Raw genomic sequence first — 20,841 nt, 5'->3', positions numbered from 1 at the left:
GGTCATAATGAAATACGAACCCTTTCATTATGGTGAATGCATACATGTACATCAGGGAGTACCTGTGCGATTCATTCAGAACTACCTGGAATTCTTTTTTCGAAAGAAATGGATTATTAATTTTCTTCATCCACGCACGGAGCCTCTGGAAACTCCTCTTCATGCACGGGGTGTCCCGGAAATTACCGGGAGGGCATGTACCCATTGTTATCTCTGTCAGATGATCTGTCCGGCTCCTGGTGCCCTGGAAGTGAAAAAAACAGGAAGGCCTGCGGTATGGAACCCCCATATTTATCCAGGTCATTGTATCAGATGTGGACTATGTGTTGAAATCTGCCCGGAAGTAGTACTGGAATCAGGAAGAATATTCCAAAAAGCAACCAGATCAGAGACCTGGATGAATTATTCTATTCATATCCGGATTAATCCGGTCACATGTATTGGATGTGGTAGTTGTGCAGTTGCATGTCCGATTAACCGGCAGACAGACCCGGTTCTCACATCGAAGGGAACGGTAACCACAGATGAAGTAATTCTTGCCGTAGAGAACGGGATAGCACACGTGTTCCATGAGGAAAAATGCACCGGATGCTCAACATGTGAAGAACAATGTCCCACCAGATCGATTCAGGTCAGCAGGATTTTGGAGATGAACCAGGGATACATCTACGAAGATGAACTGGATGAACCAGAATAATGATTTAAAATCAGAAAAGCACTTTTCCGATTAGAAGATTACTTTGAAAATTTTCCAAGCCTTCGACAACTAATTACCCTCATCAGGTATATTACATCATTATGATACCACAGGCACCAATGCGATCCCTGTTTCTTGCCGTGATCCTGATAGCGGTATGTGCAGGGCTTTTCCAGGTATCCGGCACCGATGCATCTGCACCTGGAATGCTGGAGATAACCACCGATGAGGATTTAAAAGAGTATATGAAGAATGTCACCTCTGAATACCGGTATGGCTATTCAAACGGGATGTATTATGATATGGCCATGGCAGTCCCAGAGATGGTATTGGCACCTGCTCCCATGGCTGCAAAGGAGATGGGAGCACCTGCCACGACCTCTGCAGGTTCAGACAAAGGAGCAAGTGACTTTTCCACGACCAACATTCAGGTTGCCGGAGTTGATGAAGCGGATTTTGTAAAAAATGATGGAAAATATATCTACATCAAGAGTGGAGATACCCTTACCATCGTCGATGCCTTCCCCCCGCAGCAGGGGAAGATCGTGACTGAACTGCCGGTAAAAGGGTCAGTATCAGAGCTTTTCCTTGCAGGGGACCGTCTTGTCGTCTTTACTGACACGAATGACGAGCATTGGTACACCCCGAAGGGATCGGCGGTTCCAATCCCTGATTATTCGAGAAAGACACAGGCCGTGATATATGACATCTCCGACCGGAAGAGCCCGAAGGAAGTCAGGACAATCTCTGCCCCTGGAACATATTATAATGCCCGGATGATCGGCGATTATGTCTATGTTCTGACCAAAGAGACTCCTGATTACCATAATCCCCGGATGCCCATCATCTATGACGGTACAGAACCAATTGAGATATCATCGATCTGGTGTCCCCCATCTCTGATGAATGAGTACCAGATGCATACGTTGACCTCATTTCCGGTGACCGGGTCAGGGCAGCCCAAGGCTGAGTCATTCCTTCTGGGATATTCAAATACACTCTATGTATCGCCGCAGAATGTGTATGTTGCCTATGAAAAACAGCGACCCTGGTACGGGTGGTACCTAACTGATGAAAAATCAGCAGAATCAAAAGAACCAGAGCAGGAGTCGGTCATTCACCGGTTTGCGATTAAAGATGGTGACATCGCATACAAAGCAACGGGAACTGTACCTGGATACCTCTTAAATCAGTTCTCCCTGGATGAAAACCGTGGAAATCTCCGGGTTGCAACAACTGTATCTGACTTTGCATCTGATGCCAGACAGTATAGTAATGTCTATGTCTTTGACCCTTCGCTGAAGATCATCGGTCGGCTCGAACATCTAGCTCCTGATGAAAGGATCTACTCTGCACGGTTTATGGGAGACCTGCTCTATCTGGTTACGTTCAAGCAGACCGATCCACTCTTCGTGATTGATCTCTCCAATCCCTATCAGCCCGGCCTCCTTGGAGAACTGAAAATCCCCGGATATTCAGATTATCTCCATCCCTATGACGAGACTCACCTGATTGGCATCGGAAAAGACACCATGGAGAATGAATGGGGCGGAATTGTCCCGACCGGGGTGAAGATAGCCCTCTTTGATGTGAGTAATGTGAATAATCCACGACTTGTTGAGAGTATTGTCATCGGAGAGAAGGGATCTGACTCTGCCGTCCTTTCAGACCACCGGGCGTTCCTGCTTGATAAGGAGAAGAATATCATGGCAATTCCGATCAGGGAGGTTGTTCACATACCGGTCCAGGGTAGCACGTATGAAGGATCCCATACCGAGGAGACCTGGCAGGGGACATATGTATTTGGTATTAACCCGGATACCGGATTTACTGAAAAAGGGCGGGTTAAACAGGGAACCGGTTCGTCAGATGATGAATGGTGGTATGGGTCAACGGTGCTCCGGTCACTCTTTATGGATGATGTCCTGTATACGATATCCCGTGACCGTATCGTCGGGTCGGATCTGAAGGACCTGACAAAGCGCCTCATGGACATCGGAATCAAACATGATGATCGACCGTTCAGATATTATTAGTGACCTCTAATACTTTTATTTTTTGTGACATATTGAAAGTTTTTAATTTTTCGCGAGTATCCAAATTTTCAGCGAATTATGCGAGATTTGTATTGTTAAACATATCAATACTTTTTTTATGCGAACAAACACATGATCGTGTATGAAAGGGATAGGCAGTATGTTGGGTATTACGGTGATCATTCTATTATTATTGACTGGAATGTCCTCGTCAGGGTTGACTGATGATAATGAATCTATAAGTGCAGATCAAACCGCCAGTTCTGTGAAAGCCGGAGATACCGCAATAATCCACATGATTCAGATGGCAACAGGGCCGGTACTGGCAACAGAAACAGATGAAGAATTTGAAGGGAGTTGGGCATTCAATACCGAAGGGGGATATGATGATGACTGGTTTGATCCCTATGATATCGGATCTGGCCCTATGGATATCGGTAGTGGCCCTATTGATATTGGGTATGACCCCTTTGGCATAGGAACAGGAGGATATGATCCATACAATACTGCTGTATATGGACCGGAGCCTTCAATTTTCCCAGTTTCAAAATCGGGTATCTCGATACCACCAATTTTGGACATTACCCAGGGTTTGGGATCAGTCCCGGGAGGATATACTGATGTTATAGATGCATTTGGACAATTATTTAAAAATTATCCGGTAAAGCCCAAAAAACCCCCTGTAAAAACCCCAACTACTTCCCCAGTACCACAACCTTCAGGATTTGATTGTGTTCTGGGAATCTGTGACTGTACCGGGTATCAGATATATTGCCAGCCAAACTATGTTATTCATCACGAAGATGCCGGAATGTGGAAGGCAAGATGTTGCGGCAACTATAATAATCCATTTGGGAGGTATTAAGATGAATATTTCACTTTATTTACAATTAGGCCTCATTATGGCATTCATTGTAGGGGTTGTTTCTGCTACGGATAATCAGATCCCAAATGATATTCAGACTGCTGTTGTGGATGCCCTGACAAAAGCGGACCTGATTAGCTTTACTGACGAATCTGAACAATCACGGGAGCTCATCCAGACCGTCAGGGAAGAATTTACCAATATTACTGGACAAATTTCGGATTATTCGGGTTCAGGAGAGATAACTAGTGATACAGCCGGATTACTGACTGATTATATTCAATTATGGGATACCCTGCTCGTTGCATATGATTTCATGATCCAAGGTGGAGATCACAAATTGAAGGGATATGACGCTATCTTAAGCAATGAAACTAACCGGTATGAAACCGGACTTCAGGAATTCAAGGCTGCAAAAGAGATGTATGATAACGCCTATGAAGGGTTAAACAATACACAATCATTGTTTTCATCATTCGATGTAAATACGATGTCTGAACTTCTTCCGGATGCATCCATTCCCTCTTTGGTTTCTGTGAATAAGATGCTCTTCAGACTGCGGGATACTGCATTAATATGCCAGGCATATCAGGATTTCTGCAGTGCTGAGATTGCCAAAGAAACTTCAGGAGATGTCAACTCAACCGAGGTTCAGGAACCCCTGAATGCTGCAACGACCATGATGAAAAAATTGATACCTTCTCCTTATGTTGGTCAGGAGGCAGAATTATTTGCTAACATCACCTTCACCTGATTTTTTCGGAACCATTCCTGCCATTTTTTTATAATGCTCATAAAGTCCTTCCCGATATTTCAGAATAGAGAGAGCATATGGCTGGTGCTGACAAAGTCTGAGTATCCGGTCTGCCTGAGCTATTAAGAGTTCCATGCCTGATCCTGCAATAATAAACGATGTATCACCAAATACGGCTCTATCTTCTGCAAGCAGGAACGCAAGCGACCGGATTTTGGAATGGCTCATGTAACAGGGAACCATCAGGTTCTGTGCAGCACGATCCTCATCGATAACAATGTAAGGTGCTTCACGTCTGAGTCCATCAGCGATACGAACGGCCATAGATGCCGAGCCACTTCCCTGTCCCCATACAGAATCGGGAGTTCCCGACATCCCCGGCGGAATACTCCCGAAAAATGGACGAAGATCTGCACCTTTCAGTTCAATACCGGTAGCATCCGGAGAAAGACCGCCAGGAACGGTGACCAGCACTTCTCTCCCGTCACCAGCAGCATGATCATCCACACCTGCCTGAATGGCGTTGAGTAAGGTGGATTTTCCCTCTGCATTCGAGCCGGTTATTGCGAATATCTCACCTCGTTTTATTCCAAGACCGGAAACTGTCTTGTTTGATCCTGCAAGCAGTACTTCAACCGGAGAAAGTTCAGCCGGGCAATAAAACGGGATATGAACACCGTCTTTTGGCCCTGCTACCCGGTGCCAGCTCCGGTGACGAGTAAATAGCCTTGCAGGGCGGGTTCCATCACCGATAAAACAGACCAGGCCCATCCGGGTGAGTTCTGAACGAAGATGCTGCTGATCAAGAACCGTCTCCCACCCCCGCTGTATGGATCTTACAGGAACTTTGTTTATACAATCAGCAAGAGCAGCGAGATATGAACCAATATCTGATTGTACATGAGCAATGTTGTTCGAAGAAAGTGGCAGGTACGGGAGGGCACCCCGAATACTCAGCTGAATCCCCTGAGAACACAGAACATTCTCATCATCCGGTCTCCAGAGATGGGATGCAAGTGCTGATACAGATGAAGCAACCGTGCAGGGCTCGATGTTCACCGAGTACCGACTCATATTCCCGGTTCCGACACCAGAAAGGATGCCAAGTGTCCTGTCTTTTTGTGAAGAATGTTTACAGTGCTCAATGATGACTTGTACAGCCCCAGCTGATGCAGAGAGCGGAAGGGATATCTCTTCAATGATGGGCATTCTGAATACCACCGGGAATGAAAAGAGGAGATCCTGGCGGTCAGGAGAAGGGACCAGATAGGCGTCCGTCCCGAGCCGGTAGGTATCTGGTATGAAATAATCTGGTGATACAAGGGATTGAAAGATTTCAGGGAGATGAGAAGTCCAGGTTTCCATCGCAGGTTTCAGGTACATGTTTCATCTCCAGACTGATGAACACTGGTAATCAGATAATTTTTATACCCTCGTGAATCTCTCATATTACCTGATGGTGCATTACACCTGATGGAGGTTTTATACATGAATTTCAGAATTGGATTAATTTGTCTGTTTATTACCGGAGCATTAATTGTAACCGGGGGAACCGCAGCCAAAATTGGAGGGGACCGGGGATGGTATGAATTCCACTGTCATGCAGACGGAGCAAAAGTGCACCTTGACAGTGAATATGTCGGAGATATCCAGAATGGCATGCTCTCTGTCCCTATATATACAACAGGAACGCCCTATTCAACATATACCGTTACCTATGAAGGATGCGGTTCGTATGCAAGTGTCACCAGAAACCTGCCAGGTGTTCCAGCAAAAGGTCAGACCATTGATATTTTCGTGGATATCGAACCCGTTCCATGCCCGACTCCGACACCAAAACCGCTGGGTGGAGATGTCGGATATTACCTTATCTGGTCCAATGAAGACGGTGTTACCATCGAGATGGACGGAGAAGATAAGGGTATGACCATGAACGGATATCTCCAGATCCCGGTGTATACAACAGGAACACCATATAAAACCATGGTGGCTTCAAAGCCCGGCTTTATCCTGGTGACTGAAGATATCACAGAATATCCGGGAGCTGGGGAGACGGTTGATCTGTATGTCACGATGAATCCAGATGTTATAGTTGCTGCAACAGCGGGAGAATAACCTCCCCAAACACTTCAGATTTTTTAGACATATTCTTACCCTATGAAGATCAATGAGAGATAAATCGGAAAGAGTATTTACTGTTCACTATGAGTTGATGGTATGACCACTGTTTTAATGGTTGATGATAATCCGGCAGATATTGAAGAGATGAATGTCATTCTGACCGAAGCGGGCTATAACACCCTGACCCAGCCTGATGGAATACACATCCTTGATTTCCTGAAAAGTCATCCAACTGACCTTATCATGCTTGATCTGGTCATGCCTAAACTCAATGGAATTGAGATATTACGTGAACTGAAACGGGATTTCCCAAATATTCCGGTCATCATGTGTTCTGCTGCCGGGCTTGAACAGGTCGTTGCCCTGGCTCTCCGGGTCGGTGCCGCCGGCTACGTGGTCAAACCCTATAAGAAACAGGAGTTACTGGAAAGTATTGAGAAAGTAACCGGAAAAACGACTTAAAAATCCGGTTTACCTACTTCCCATGACTCAATATTTCTGGTTCCGGGATGAAAAACGATCCCTACTTCAATAACCGGGCGGGATTCAGCGGCATATTTTTCAGCATATCCCCGTTCCTTTATCTGTTTCAGGGGTTCCTTGTCACCCGAATGGTCAATTCCTTTTACCTTAAATTCAAAGATCCAGATGTATGATCTGGTTTTGACAGTTAAATCAATCCTGCCTTTATTCGTCGTATCCTCCGGGATTATTTCATATCCCAGACTTGCCAGATATGCATATACAACACTCGCATAATAGCCTTCAAATCGTGAAATCAGATTATTCCGATAATTATCATGTGGTATTGAGGATAAGAATGTATGAAAAATACCATGGAGATCCTGGCTGTTACCAGATTCGAGCACACTCCTGATATCAGGAAGAGGAACAAGATTCTGAACATCCTGGAGCACGGTAAGGATCTGTCGGTTAAATGACTCCCTGACCTCCCGGTTAGGAAAACCAAGAGTGTACCACGTCCCTTCTTCAGCGCTTGATACAAATGACCGGATTGTCAGGTACCCAGCCTGAAAAAGAAGGGTTTCGGTTCGGATATTTTCAGGATCAAAAGATCCCAGTAATTCTTCTCCTGCTACCAGACCATCATACTCTGCCGGAAATCGTGGTTTTTCCTGCCAGAGCTTCAGGAGGAATGTCGGAGTTCCTGTCTCAAACCAATAAGGCCGGTACATACCCTTTGAAAAGAGAAGCAGAATATCAAAAGGATTATAAACCTGCTGCCCGGTCCATGAATAGCCATTATACCATTCCCTGATCTCGGATTCCAGGAAGTTTTTTGAATAATCAGAAAAAACCTCCATCAAATCCTCATGAGTATATCCGCATATCGCGGAGTACCGTGAATCCAGAGTAATATCGTTGAGGTTATTCAGGCCTGAAAAAATGCCTGTTTTCGCAAATTTGGAGACACCGGTTAGGAAAACAAACTTCAGCAGGTGATCGATATCCTTGATCATCCCGTAAAAACTCTTCAGTTCATCCCGCATTACAGCGGATTGAGATGGAGTGCTGATATTGTCAAGAATTGGTTTATCATACTCATCAACAAGCAGGACCACCTGAAGCCCTGTCTTTTTATTCACATCCCGAATGAGATCTTCAAGCTGAAATCCGGGTGAAATATGAGGATTGATAGCACATCCAAACCGCTCTGCTTCCCGGCTGATTATCCGGGTGAGGTATTCATGAAGTTCGTCTGAAGTGGTATTGATCCGCTGACCCAGGCTAATCCGTATCACCGGCCACGTTACTGAGAAGTCCCAGCTGGATTCCGGACTATCGAGGAACAAGCCTTTAAAAAGATCTTTTTTTCCTGATAAGGCACAATCCAGTGTATCAAGAAACAGGCTTTTACCAAACCGGCGAGGCCGGGAAAGAAAGTAATATTTTCCTTCCTGCACCAATGAGGCAACATAGGGGGTTTTGTCTACATAGGCATACCCACCGGTTCTGATTTCTGAAAAGGACTGAATACCGATGGGAAGTTTTAGAGGGACCATAAAATTATTGTCTGATTATACATCTTTACTGTCAATGTTTATAGATATCACTCCCATTGGGAATATTCCTCAATCATATCGCATATCATCGCAACAAAGAGGCTGTTGGATGAATGTTTTCATGAGCGTTATAAGACAAATTCAGCGTGTGAACTTTCATATTCACATGTTAATTCCTTAATTGTATTATCAAAATTGATTTGTGAAACCGCCTCCAAAGAAGAAGCCATTTGAGGGACGTTGGACAACGTATGATATGCCCGGAACGGGGGGTATCAATACACCATGAAAAGATTTCACATATTAATAATTTTTACCTCTATCCTGCTATTACTTGTGTTTTCACCAGGAACGGCAGAGGAGACAACCATTCATGTCATTGATGTCGGAACCGGTGATGCAGTCCTGGTGGAGACAGCAGGGACATATACCTTGATCGATGCAGGACCTGACCGGAACACCACAGCGGCATATCTGTCCGACCATAATATCACCGCTCTGGATCTCTTCCTGGTGACCAGTATGGATCCGGGTAAGACCGGGGGAATCCTGGAGGTTATGAACCGGACAGTCGTACACGATTATCGCGATACCGGAACCGGTCAGGTATATCCATATTATGGACGGGTCCTCGAGAAGATACAGAATGAATCAATCCCGCACTCACCTCTGACAGCCGGTGATATCATTTCTATTGGGAAAGATGCGTCTATTGAAGTCATTCCGGCTAACCAGACAGATCAGACCGGATATGATGAGGCGGTTCTGAAGATCACCGTTGGAAATGTATCCATGCTCCTCCTTTCACAGAACGGTTCACCGGATATCTCCATTCCTGATCCCATCCAGATCCTTCGTGTCCCGGATCATGGATCACGGGAGGCATATGATGCCGGCTTTATTCATCGCTTAAAACCTGAAGTGGCTGTCATCAGTGTCGGACGGATCGGAAAAGGCCCCAATAAAGCAACCGTGATGGGACTGGAGGCTGTCGGGGCAGAGGTATTTCAGACTGATATCAGAGGAACCATTCTTATTACAACGGATGGTGAGAAGTACACGACAGGATCCACACGCACATCTCCTGCCGGATCCATATCTCTGATCAGTGTCATAGAGACCAGGCCACCAGGATGAGAGATGAAGGAAAAACCATCCTCCCGATAAAAAACACCCGGTTTTTATAAATTTCTTACTCCAAAAAAATTCCCTATTTTCACGATTTGCCAGATTATTGCAGATATTTGGATTGGGTGAAGAAAATCACTTCAATGAAAAAAACACGGTCGTGGATGTGGCAGACAGGCGTCTGACCCTATCCTTTGGCTATATTAAAAGACGATAATTTATCTCTTTTTATTGAAAAAAAGCGTATTAAATCGGTTTTATATCCTTCAAAATATATGGATTTCAGGTCATCACTTATAATTCTTTTCTATATAACCTGAACAATAATCCCATGATGTCTGACAATTACAGGTGCGCCATCATTACATTCAGAGCAGGGAAATAGTTCTTATAGATGTATAATCCGGACCACATGTGTCGCCAATAATCTGATATTTTTAAGAAATAACCCTATATTCCAGTTTTTTAAAAAACCTAACACAATAATGCAGAACATTGTATATACATTAGGATCCACACCGGCCTGATGGTTCTCCATTACAAACCGGCATCCTCAAACCGCCATTTTCCCTGTGGAATTTTCATCTCAAAACATGCACCTTCCCCTAAAGTTCCAATCTCCCGTATCTCTATACCGGTAAGGGAGAGGATCTCCCGTGTGAGAAAGAGTCCAAGACCGGTATTTTTCCCATATCCTCTTGCGAAGATCTTCTCTTTATCAGCTGCAGGGACCCCTGATCCGTCATCTGAATAGGTGAGCATGGCAAACGTATCATCAATCCTCACATCACAGGAGATCCGGCTTACCCTCCCGCCATGACGGAGCGAATTTTCTATAAGGTTATAGATGACACGGTCAAACATTGGGTCAGCACATACCAGAAGACCGTTCGTCAGATCATGAACGGTTAAGGGCTGATCACTGAAATTTTTCATCGTCTCGTTTATTAGCCGGCTTATGGAATGCCAGACCGGTTTGTCAACCCCCATCTGCTCATATATCCGGGTAAAGAGGATCAAATCACTGATGGAATTCAGAGCATCACGAATCATGGCTTTTAACCGATTATTCTGTTCATTTACCGGAATCTCGTCCTCAAGAAGGTCAAATCCTGATGAGACCACAGACATCTGATTCAGCAGATCATGCCTGGTAATGGTTCCAAGCAGAGATAATTTATGATTTGCTGCCCGAAGAGACTCCTCTGCATATCGCCGGTTTTGTAGCTCATCATTCAGATCATCCGTCTTCTGCCTGATTGAGATGATATCCTCTTTCAGCCGTCCCACCATCTTCTGGATACTCGCTTCCAGTCTTCGAAACTCAAACCCCTTTGTCCGACGGATCGGGTGATCGTAATCTCCATCTGCGATGATCTCAATATCCTCAATTATCTGGTAAACCGGCCGGGTTACATACCGTGATATGAAAAATGCGATGAGACATAAAAATGCTATGATCATCAGGGCATTGAGGATATTCTTTACCAATGCCTTTTCTTTCTTCTGTCGTACCTGTTCGGTCGAGTAGACGATCTCGGCCACTTTGTCGAACAGGCCAGATGATACTGAGGAACTTTTCACCTGTGGGATATAGAGATATTTCGTAATCTGGTTTGGTTGTGGCCCGGTAACGACAATGCTCTTTTTTTCTCCAAAGACCGTTTTCAGGTTGTCAAAACGATCTGTCCGGTCCTGAAATTCATATGGGTACACCGCAAACCCGGGGATGGAAGTCCGGATATCGGTAGCCTGATTGAAGGTCTGGTCAAATATCCATACTGATACAATATCCTGCCTCGTCTCTTTATACCAGCGGGCAAGACGTGGATACTTGGATATCCCCTGTTTTTCGAAGAACACCTGGAGATTTATCCCAATCTCCAGAATATACTCATGATCCCGGGTCGGGATATATGCATATTTTCGTTCTTCTCCTAGTTTTGTCCCAGTTACGATGGCATCAAATGCGACAGAGTCTCCAAGCCGGATGGTATTCAGTCTTTCTTTGAATTTCGGCGCAAATGAGAAGTCAAGCCCAATATCTGGCTGAAAGGTTGAGGCAATGATCACTCCTGAAGAATTAAAGATATAGAGGTCGATGGGGAGATCAAAATAATCCGCCAGTTTCTCCTTTATTTCCTCTAAATCCAACTCTTCAGGACTCTTCCCGTTTTGATGGAAGAGGTTTTGATAATCGAGCAGCGCCAGACGAAGAGGTTGATTATATGCATTATCATAAAAAGAGAGGCTCTGATCTGCCAGCTGGATCGCATGAGTAAGGGCTTCCTCCCCATATCGTTGGGAAAGTAAAAATTCAGACTCTATTGAATCAGATTCAACATGATAGAGATAGGCGAAGATGATGCTTGTACAAATGATCCCTATGACCAGGAAGATGAGCATAATATGGTACGACAACGAATATTGACCATATTGGAACTCTTTATTTCCTGACCTGCTCATAACACCTTCTCTGGATAGTCTATACTATCAGTTGGATCAACAAACTTTGATTCCAATCAGCATAAACTATTGGATTGATGGGTCTGATGGAAAAATCAGAGAAATCAGGAATCATGCAAGATAGAGGAGAATATAAGGAAATACCCGCTATCCTGCTTTCAGTTCATCATGAAGAAAACCGGTATCCTCCGAAAGGAACCACTATCTCAAATCGTGCACCTTTCCCGGGTATGCCAGTTTCGTAGATGGTAATTGAAGTAATCTTCAGTATTTCAGATATAAGATATAATCCGTACCCGGTATTCTTTCCATATCCATAGGTAAAGATCAGATCCTTTTCTTCATGAGGAATACCAATGCCGTCATCCTCCCATGAGAGAATGAGGGAAGAATCATTATTCCTGCATGAAACAGTGATGGTAGAGACGTGTTTTCCATGGTTCTTTGCATTGATGAGGAGATTATAAAAGACCTTCGGAATCATGGGATCAACATAGATCCGGAGATTGGAAGGAACTTCACAGTTCAGGCGAATATACTCGAACGGTAAGTTTTTCAGGATATCAGATACGCAAAACCAGTCAGGCTCTGATACCCCGACCTTTTCATATTCCCGTGAAAAGGCTATTTGAGACTCTATTGACACGCTTATATCCCGCAGTTTTTTTGTAAATTCGGGAATTTCATGGGGTTCGCACTCCTCCATAAGAGAGAGGTACCCCTGCATTGCACTGAGTGAATTTGTGATATCATGTCTGGTAATGGAGCTGAGAAGACTGAGTTTAGTATTCGCTGTTTTGAGTTGTGCCTCACTGAGCCGCAGTGCCTCCTCTGCTTCCTGCTGCCTGGTGATGTCAGCCATAATGCCCATAAGCCGGTACGAATCAATGATATCAGGCACTGAAACCCTATCCTCTACCCAGACATAATGACCATCAGCATGTCTGAACCGGTACCTGACAACGTCTCCCCCGGAGTTTGTATGCACTGAATAAAACGCATCAAGGGCTGCCTTTCGATCATCCGGGTGGACAAGTTCAAGCCACTGTTCAAATCCATGACTGATCTCATTATATGCATATCCAAAGACATCACTGACATTCTCACTCATGATGATCTGATCCTGTTTCATGTCATAATCATAGACAACAAGGCCGGATGATGTCGTAACCATTTTGTACCGGTTACGCCAGGCTTCCACTTCTTTTTGTGCAATTTTTTGGTCGGTGATATCGTCCCCGATACACATATAGCCGATAAGACCCCCGTGTTCATCCCTGAGGTCCGTGTTCATCACGTCAATGTCCCGGATTTCACCATTCCGGAGGAGGAGCTTCATCTCCTCATGCTGAGAGATGGTACCTTTTTTCAAGGCCTCCTGAAAGGAATGTTTCTTTAGGGATCTGAGATCTTCGGGAACGGCCATCTCAAAAAAATCCCTGCCCATGAACTCTTCTCTTCTCCAGCCGGTCAGATGAAGCAGATGATCATTACAGAACAGCACCTTTCCATCACTATCCAACTGAAAGGCGATGAGTTTCATGGTCTGAAGCGTCTTTCTAAACCGCCTGTCACTCTCAATAAGACGATCCTCGGCCCGTTTTCTCTCCACTGCCTGACGGATCTTATGGGCAAGTTCGGCAAACTGTGAGAAGGCGTCGCCCCCTTTCTGGATATAAAAGTCAACACCGGAATTTAATGCAGTAATGACCACCTCCTCACGGCCCTTCCCGGTGAAGAGAAGAAAGGGTATCCGGCCATAGAGGGAACGAACTTTCTGAAGAAACTGGATACCATCCATAACCGGCATCTGATAGTCGGATATGATGGCATCATACGTACGGGTTTTCAGGATTGTTAAGGCTTCCTGGGCTGAGGTAACCGTATCTACGGTAATGTCAGGTTCCTTATTCAGAAAATTTTTCCCAAGGAATAAAAAGTCAGACTCGTCATCTACATAGAGGACAGAGATCATCATATGCCTAATTAGAACATGGCATATGAGACGATAATAGTAATGATTTGAATCCACTGCCAGTCAGAGGATATAAAAAAACGGATACCCGAAAAAAAATGGACTGGAAATCACCGGAGCTGCATATGGCTATACCTTCTGCCCTTGGAACTGATATACCAGTGAGATTACCGCTGGCATGATAAATATCGCTCCGGTGAGTGAGAAGACCACCGTGATTACTGTGGTTATTCCAAAATTTGCTACAATATTGAACTCAGATAACATCAGGGCAGCAAAACCAAACACCGTTGTCAGGCCGGATACGGTGATTGCTGTTCCTATCTTCTGAACACTTACCTGTATGGCATCAAAGAGGGGCAGGCCCCGTGCCAGCTCTTCATCACATCGTTCCATGATGAGGATAGTATATTCTGAAGCAACACCAATCGTCATCGATCCAAGGACCGCGGTCAGGGGCGTATAATCCAGGCCAATAAGATACATGATAGCCCCGTTCCACCCAACAATAACGATTATGGGGATGAGGGGAACTGCCGCCTTCAGGCGACGGTATACCAGTAGTAAATATCCGAAGATGAAGACAAATCCAAGGATGGTCATGAACGTTTTTGACCGGTCGATATCATCCATGAGAGTGCTGAACATCTCAAGAGAACCGGTGACCCTGATGGTCAGCCCTGGGGGGGATGGATAAAAATTCATGTCCTTTCTGATGATTTTTATCAGGTCTCTCGCCTGTTTAATCTCCATATCCCGTGTTGAGAATTCAATTACCGCTTCAGTGTTCCCATTCAGATACCGCTTCTTATACTGATCAGGTATGGCAGAGAGAATCTGTGTCGTTTCAAATCTGGTTTTCGGCAGGGTGCCATTATTATACTCTGCGATGAGGGAAGCAATGCTGTCTGCATCAGTGACTTTGTCATTTTTTCTTACAACATATGCACCGAAATTTTGAATCCAGGCAAGATTTTCGGGATGCAGGACATCATCAGCTGATACAATGATGGGAATGGTGGTCGTCGCCCCCATCGTCCGTGTTACCTTGTTCATGTCTAATAATGCAGGCATGTCAGGGGGCACAAACGTCTTTTGATCTGCACTGATGGGAACTTCGTTATCAAGAGTAAATCCGATTGCTGCAATAATGAATACAAATAATAATACCGGAACCGGGCGCTGTGCAATCTTTAATGCGGTATTTCCCAAAATCCTGTCGTACTTCTCTATCAGGGATTCTTTGGCATTCCCCTCATAGGCTGTTGTCGTCTGTCCGGTGCCCTTGGTGCTATCATGATCGTGGGCAGGATCTTTCGTCTGCCTCTTCCCACGATACTGAATCAGCATGGCAAAGACCGGAACAAGGATCAGTGCTGCGATATAGCAGGACATCACCCCGAATGTGCAGGTGATACCAAAATCCCCGACCATTGGTATCGGGCCGAATATCATGGCAATAAAACCGGTGGATGTTGCCAGCATCGCTACCATGACCGAAGGGCTGGTCTTTGTAATGGTGGTAGTAACCGCTTCAGGAAGCGAAGTTTTATAGATCTCCTCATCAAGCCTTGAATGAATCTGGATGGCATAGTCAATACCGATTCCAATCAAGACAGGAAATGCACCAATAACCACCATGCTGATCTGGGTTCCCGTAAGCCCCATCAGACCAAAGGTCAGTACAAGGCCTGCTGCAACGATGACAACCGGGAGGAGTGCATACCTGACATGGGAAAAGAGAGCCAGGACGGCTATCACCATGAGAATCATCGCCGCCATGATTAAAATCCCCATGGATGATCCCATCTCCCTTCCCATCTCCTGGTTAAAGGCCTGTTCTCCGGATAAGGTGACAGATACTCCCGGGGGAGGACGGGATGTCTTTACAATGGTCTCAATATTTGACAAAACCTGCTTTTGTCGATCCTCAGACAGGCCGGGGACAAGGGTGATAACGCCCAGTGTCATCATATTCGAGGGAAGGTTCCGGCTGACAATCTCTGCAGGAGCATTTTGAATTATCCTTTTAACCTCTGCAGATGACCGGGGAAGAACCCCGTTGTTGCCCTGTTTTAAGAGTGCCACAATACTGGATGTCCGCTCAACCGACTGCTGATTCTGGATATGGTTTAAGAGATTGTCAATATACCAGAGATTATCTACTTTCGTAACATCATCAGACTCGATGATGACCATAATGGCATCTGAACCGTAGGTATCTGCATAGTGTGCCAGCAATGCGCCACGGGGAGTATTTTTGTCAAGATAGGCTTCATTGCCGGTCTGCATGGTAATCAGGGTTGTGCCATACAGTGCAACGATAAAAGCAGCCAGGGCGACTCCGGCGACAACACCCGGATGTCTCGTTATCTGGTACGCCAGCCAGTCAAAAGGTTTGAACATGCCGGTTCCTTTTTATGGAGACAATCAAAAAAGCGGTACTTGTTCTGATTTCCTAATGTAATATGAGACATTTGTATCGACACACATTCCAGAGGTCATGATATTATGACATGTTTATGACAGGTGAATCTGTTCAGATGATGAGAGTGCCTGACAAAAGGTTATGAAATAATCAATATGAACCATTGGCTATTCCAAAACCTGTACTTGATATCCACTTTATAGGTTACGTCAAACTTTCTGGATTAATGCAGATAGTATGATATTAAACTATATTTAATGATAGTCTTCCGTAATCAGAGGATATTCAGATCAGAAAAGAAAAAATATGAATGGATGGAGACTGATGAGAAGATCAGACCTATTTTCACCTCATGCATCCATCCACAAAATCCTGCCAGATCTCTGATAATTCCTACAGGCAGGTTACAATCTGTATTATTGTCACAATAGTATAAATATTTTTTCAGCGTCCTGCGATGTCTGCATACCAACCTCTGACTGCACTGTCAGAGTACAAAAGAAGGACTTATTTTTCCATATGAGAGATAATTAGACAAAATTTGTGATTCTATGACATATCTATTACGTCCGGTTGACCGTGTGGATGTAACCGTCCTGGTCGATAATTACACTGATCTCCTCATGGTGGAGCAGAATTCTCTTATTCGCCGGCCATTACTCTCTGATGGAAAGACCCTTTTTGCCGAACATGGGTTATCATTTCTGATCAGGGTACGATCCGGGGAGAAGATCCATACTATCCTTATGGATGCCGGGACTACAGAAACGGCCTTCATAGAGAACGCGAAAACATTAGGGATTGATCTGGATGAGATCAGTGAAGTGGTCATCAGTCATGGACATTTCGATCATATCGGTGCTCTTTTCCACGTTCTTCGTCAGTCATCCTGTCGTATTCCGGTTCATCTCCATCCGGCAGCATTTTCCATGAGGAGAAAGAAGAGGCCTGATGGCACGTATACCACGCTTCCTTCAATGACTGCCGATAAAGTCACCCACGCCGGCGGCATACTCTCCCTGTCTACAGAACCCTCACTGATTGCGAATCAGAAGATTCTGCTTACCGGAGAGATTGAACGAATAACTCCGTTTGAGCAGGGTTCTCCGGTTCTTGAAGCAAGGGAGGGAGATTCATTTGTAAAAGACGTTTTCCGTGATGATCAGGCACTTATCATTCACCTCAAAGAGAGGGGTCTTATTGTCATATCAGGTTGTGCCCATGCAGGAATAATCAATTCGGTCAGGTATGCACAAAAGATAACCGGCATTGATACTGTTTACGCAATCATGGGGGGTTTCCACCTATCAGGTCCGTATTTCAAAAATATCATTCCAGACACCATCTTGGCCCTGCAGGAGATAAAGCCTGCATGCATCATACCTGTTCATTGTACCGGGTGGGAGGCCCAGGTCTCCATGGCCCAGGCAATGCCACACGCCTTCGTATTCAGTACAGTCGGGACAACCTTTCACTTTGGCGGTGAGTAAAAACAAACATCACAGAGAAGAGATGAAACCGGTGCATTGGCGTGACTGCATTCCATGTTTTGACAGCCTCACAGAGAAGATCCGAATTGGCAAATTCATAACCGGTTCTGATATCCGGACCGCGATTCAGAGATGCACCGCAGGACATGCCAAATCAGATGATCTGGTACTGGGTGTTCCATCCTCCTCCATTGCCTATCTTGAATACCTCTTTCATCGGGCCGAAGGACCATATTCACCTGATTTTGGATGGATTGCCATGATCATCCAGATATTCTTCAAGAGTAACCCGGATCTGCAAAACCTGATCAACCTGAATGCTGCAGATGCCCTGGCAAACATGGTCTTAAATAAGCGGGGGAGGCTGAAATTTCTGATTTCTGACCAGGTGGAACTGGGGATCATTCTTGAATGGTGGGAACGATTCGGGCTCATTCCGGTCAATAGCCGCCAAGTGCTCGATGCAATTCTGAATAAACCCACTATCAGGGACCGGATAGAGAACGGAGATCCCCTACTTATTCTAAGATTACTGGATGTATTTCCTGAAAATGAAGAGGAAGTAAACCCTTATGGGCAGGAGCGGGATGTCCTCATACAGGCCGCAGGAACGATCACAAAACCACCCTCAGAGCGACGATACCATCACGTATTCATGAAAGCGCAAAAGGCAGGAAGAGATATTCATTCTCTGATTCAGGAGGAGGAACGGAGAATTCTTCCGATGCAGACGAAAAGGAACCGATATCTGGCATATCTTGTAAAGAACCTCCATGGAAACTGCTGCCAGATCTGTTCTGCCATGGGTGAAGAGACGACAGGACCGGTTGAAGTTCATCATATAATCCCATTATCCAGGCAGGGAAAAGACCTGGCAGAGAACATGCTCACCCTCTGTGCCCCCCATCATCAGGCAGTCCATGCAGGGAGCATCATCGTGAAAAAAGAGGATGAAACCGTGATAATCCAAACCAGTGACAAGAGATGGAGCTTTGCTCTAAATAACCGGGTTAATTCATACGTCTAAAAAGGAACCCCTATAGAATACTTACCAGGTATCCTCAAGTGGTTCCCGGGTATCAGATGTGTGTTCATAATATCTCCGGAGAAACCCCCGGACCTTTTCTGATTCTAAAAGCCCCTTATCCAGTTTATCAACCAGCTGATCAATCCTGGATATCTGTTCCATGATTTTTGCTTCGTCCTTTGTACCCATCTCTTCTGCGTAAATCATGAGGAGCGTGAGCGGATTTCGTATCTGATCGTTTAAGATTGCAAACTGCTCGATATTTTTATCAATCTGCGTGAATGCCTTTTTCTTCAGGTCTTCCATCATCTTCCGTTCACTGATATCACGGGCTGATAATAGAATCATGGTCTCGTCAGCATATTCATAGGAGATAAGCGATACTTCAACCATGAGCGATTTTCCGCTTTTTGTTATAAATTCTGTCTCATATCTGACCGGGACAGGGTGTTCCAATCCGGAGACTTCAAGTCCTGAATCTATCGTAAATTTTGGATCTATCGCCGAAATATCCAAAGATTCAAGATCCTCATGTGAATATCCAAGAACAGAGTGGACACTTCCGCTGACATCACGAATTTTACCTGTCATATCAAGCCAGAACATCATATCATGGCTCTGATCAATAGAGAACCGGATCTGCCTTAACGTACGTTCCTGCTGCCTGAGTTCCTCCTGGTTCTGCATCAGCTGCAGATACTGTTGCTTTAGTTCATACTGCGTCGCGGTAATCTCTTCATATGCCGCGGATAGTTCATCATTTTTATTCTGGAGTTCATTCTGAATCTTTTTCCGCTCATCGAGCTCTGCCACAAGCTGCCTGGTCTTCTCGTCGACCGCCATCTGAAGAGACCTGTTCCAGACATAAAACCCAACGATGATGATGCAGAAAAAGGCAATGATCCCCCCTGCTGCAATGAGAATCTCCCGGCTTATCAGGGGCGGGACGAGTGATGCAGGTATCCAGGTGGAGAATATGCGTTTCTTTTCTGCATCAGAGAGAGTATGCAGCCCTTTATTGAGTATTGATACAAGAACCGGTTGATCACTTCGAATCCCAAAGGCAAGGCTCTGCAGGGTATTATTCGCAAAAGAACCCTCCCCTGATATCTGGAGATTGGTAAACCCTGACTTTTCCGTATGATAGGCTGCGGTTGCCAGATCACCAAGAAACGCATCAGCAGAGCCGAACACGACCTTTTCAAGTCCGGATGGGACATCAGGAACAACAACGGTATGAATATCTGGATAATGTGTCACCAGGAGGAGATGTGATGTATATCCATCCACGACTGCAACTGACTTTCCGGAGAGATCGGCCAGCGTTAGATCGGAAGGGGCGGTGTTTTTGGTGATGATCTCAAGTGGAGACGAGTAAAAGGGATCAGTATAAGAGAGATACCCTGAGCGAAGGTCTGAAATAAACACAGCACCAAGGATATCGACCTCTCGATTCCGAATTTTCTCTATACACTGGCTCCAGTTCTCACATGGCACGACCTCAAGGGTAAGTCCGGCACGTTCGGCGATGATCCTGAGGAGATCGGCAGATATTCCCTGATACCCGCCATCAGACGTGAGCATTTCAAACGGGGGATAATGGGGGTCAGGGCAGATCCTGATAACAGGATGAGCAGAGATCCATTCCAGTTCTTCAGGAATCAGAGAAAGAGCAGTATCATATGATGGATCAGCATTGACTCCACAAATTCCAATCCCACTCAGAACAATGAAAAGTACCAGTATGAGATGAGAGCGAACGTGTGAGGAAAAAAGAAAAATTTTCATTTTTTGATAGCAGTTACGTTTTCCTATCATCCGCAATAAAGG

General features: G+C 45.1%; 15 protein-coding genes. 9 read left to right on the top strand and 6 right to left on the bottom strand.

All coding sequences use genetic code 11. The annotated features are described in order from the left end of the window. The first annotated feature begins 64 nt into the window (after positions 1-64). The 4 genes from MHUN_RS10235 (at position 65) to MHUN_RS10220 (ending at position 4,352) form a co-directional block, all read left to right on the top strand. Positions 65-697: a 4Fe-4S binding protein gene (locus tag MHUN_RS10235; protein WP_048067988.1), complete on the top strand. Its 633-nt coding sequence runs from the start codon at positions 65-67 to the stop codon at positions 695-697. A gap of 101 nt (positions 698-798) precedes the next feature. Next, positions 799-2,733, top strand: coding sequence for a beta-propeller domain-containing protein (locus MHUN_RS10230; RefSeq protein WP_011448943.1), 1,935 nt, complete (start codon positions 799-801; stop codon positions 2,731-2,733). A gap of 217 nt (positions 2,734-2,950) precedes the next feature. Continuing rightward, entirely contained in the window at positions 2,951-3,598 is a 648-nt protein-coding gene (locus MHUN_RS10225) for a hypothetical protein (protein ID WP_143709463.1), read from the top strand. A 37-nt stretch (positions 3,599-3,635) separates the two neighbouring features. Continuing rightward, positions 3,636-4,352 (top strand): hypothetical protein, encoded by a 717-nt coding sequence (locus MHUN_RS10220; protein WP_143709461.1) that lies wholly within the window; start codon positions 3,636-3,638, stop codon positions 4,350-4,352. Here MHUN_RS10220 and MHUN_RS10215 read toward each other — a convergent pair. After that, the gene (locus tag MHUN_RS10215; protein ID WP_011448940.1) at positions 4,326-5,735 is read right to left on the bottom strand and encodes an ABC-ATPase domain-containing protein; all 1,410 of its coding nucleotides are present in this window, start codon (positions 5,733-5,735) and stop codon (positions 4,326-4,328) included. The genes MHUN_RS10220 and MHUN_RS10215 overlap by 27 nt on opposite strands. A 105-nt stretch (positions 5,736-5,840) precedes the next feature. Here MHUN_RS10215 and MHUN_RS10210 point away from each other — a divergent pair, with 105 nt between their 5' ends. Then, entirely contained in the window at positions 5,841-6,467 is a 627-nt protein-coding gene (locus MHUN_RS10210; protein WP_011448939.1) for a hypothetical protein, read from the top strand. Positions 6,468-6,569: 102 nt separating this feature from the next. After that, a complete protein-coding gene (locus MHUN_RS10205) occupies positions 6,570-6,935 on the top strand; it encodes a response regulator transcription factor (protein ID WP_011448938.1) in 366 nt (121 codons plus the stop codon). On the opposite strand, the gene MHUN_RS10200 is transcribed toward MHUN_RS10205, so the two are convergent. Next, positions 6,932-8,497 carry an ATP-binding protein gene (locus MHUN_RS10200; RefSeq protein WP_011448937.1) on the bottom strand — a complete coding sequence of 522 codons (1,566 nt, stop codon included), beginning with the start codon at positions 8,495-8,497 and terminating at the stop codon, positions 6,932-6,934. The two genes, MHUN_RS10205 and MHUN_RS10200, sit on opposite strands and share 4 nt — an antisense overlap. Positions 8,498-8,782: 285 nt before the next feature. On the opposite strand from MHUN_RS10200, the gene MHUN_RS10195 reads away from it, so the two are divergent. Continuing rightward, a complete protein-coding gene (locus MHUN_RS10195; protein ID WP_011448936.1) occupies positions 8,783-9,634 on the top strand; it encodes a ComEC/Rec2 family competence protein in 852 nt (283 codons plus the stop codon). A gap of 528 nt (positions 9,635-10,162) precedes the next feature. Here the strand turns inward: MHUN_RS10195 and MHUN_RS17645 are convergent. From MHUN_RS17645 to MHUN_RS10180, 3 genes are all read right to left on the bottom strand, one after another. Beyond that, positions 10,163-12,091 (bottom strand): HAMP domain-containing sensor histidine kinase, encoded by a 1,929-nt coding sequence (locus tag MHUN_RS17645; RefSeq protein ID WP_011448935.1) that lies wholly within the window; start codon positions 12,089-12,091, stop codon positions 10,163-10,165. Positions 12,092-12,257: 166 nt separating this feature from the next. Then, positions 12,258-14,069 (bottom strand): response regulator, encoded by a 1,812-nt coding sequence (locus MHUN_RS10185; RefSeq protein WP_011448934.1) that lies wholly within the window; start codon positions 14,067-14,069, stop codon positions 12,258-12,260. Between the two features lie 126 nt (positions 14,070-14,195). Further along, positions 14,196-16,472 carry an efflux RND transporter permease subunit gene (locus MHUN_RS10180; RefSeq protein WP_011448933.1) on the bottom strand — a complete coding sequence of 759 codons (2,277 nt, stop codon included), beginning with the start codon at positions 16,470-16,472 and terminating at the stop codon, positions 14,196-14,198. Between the two features lie 573 nt (positions 16,473-17,045). Between MHUN_RS10180 and MHUN_RS10175 the strand changes: the two genes are divergently transcribed. Then, entirely contained in the window at positions 17,046-17,984 is a 939-nt protein-coding gene (locus MHUN_RS10175) for an MBL fold metallo-hydrolase (RefSeq protein ID WP_011448932.1), read from the top strand. 22 nt (positions 17,985-18,006) lie between these two features. Beyond that, positions 18,007-19,011: an HNH endonuclease signature motif containing protein gene (locus MHUN_RS10170; protein ID WP_011448931.1), complete on the top strand. Its 1,005-nt coding sequence runs from the start codon at positions 18,007-18,009 to the stop codon at positions 19,009-19,011. A gap of 21 nt (positions 19,012-19,032) precedes the next feature. On the opposite strand, the gene MHUN_RS17640 is transcribed toward MHUN_RS10170, so the two are convergent. Continuing rightward, positions 19,033-20,799, bottom strand: a complete 1,767-nt coding sequence (locus MHUN_RS17640; RefSeq protein WP_052288878.1) for a transporter substrate-binding domain-containing protein — start codon at positions 20,797-20,799, stop codon at positions 19,033-19,035. Positions 20,800-20,841: the final 42 nt, after the last annotated feature.

Origin of the sequence: Methanospirillum hungatei JF-1 (assembly GCF_000013445.1) — an archaeon.
In the GTDB taxonomy this organism is placed as follows: Archaea; Halobacteriota; Methanomicrobia; order Methanomicrobiales; family Methanospirillaceae; genus Methanospirillum; species Methanospirillum hungatei.
The sequence above is the reverse complement of the archived record's forward strand: the minus strand, read 5'-3'. Positions and strand labels throughout refer to the sequence as shown.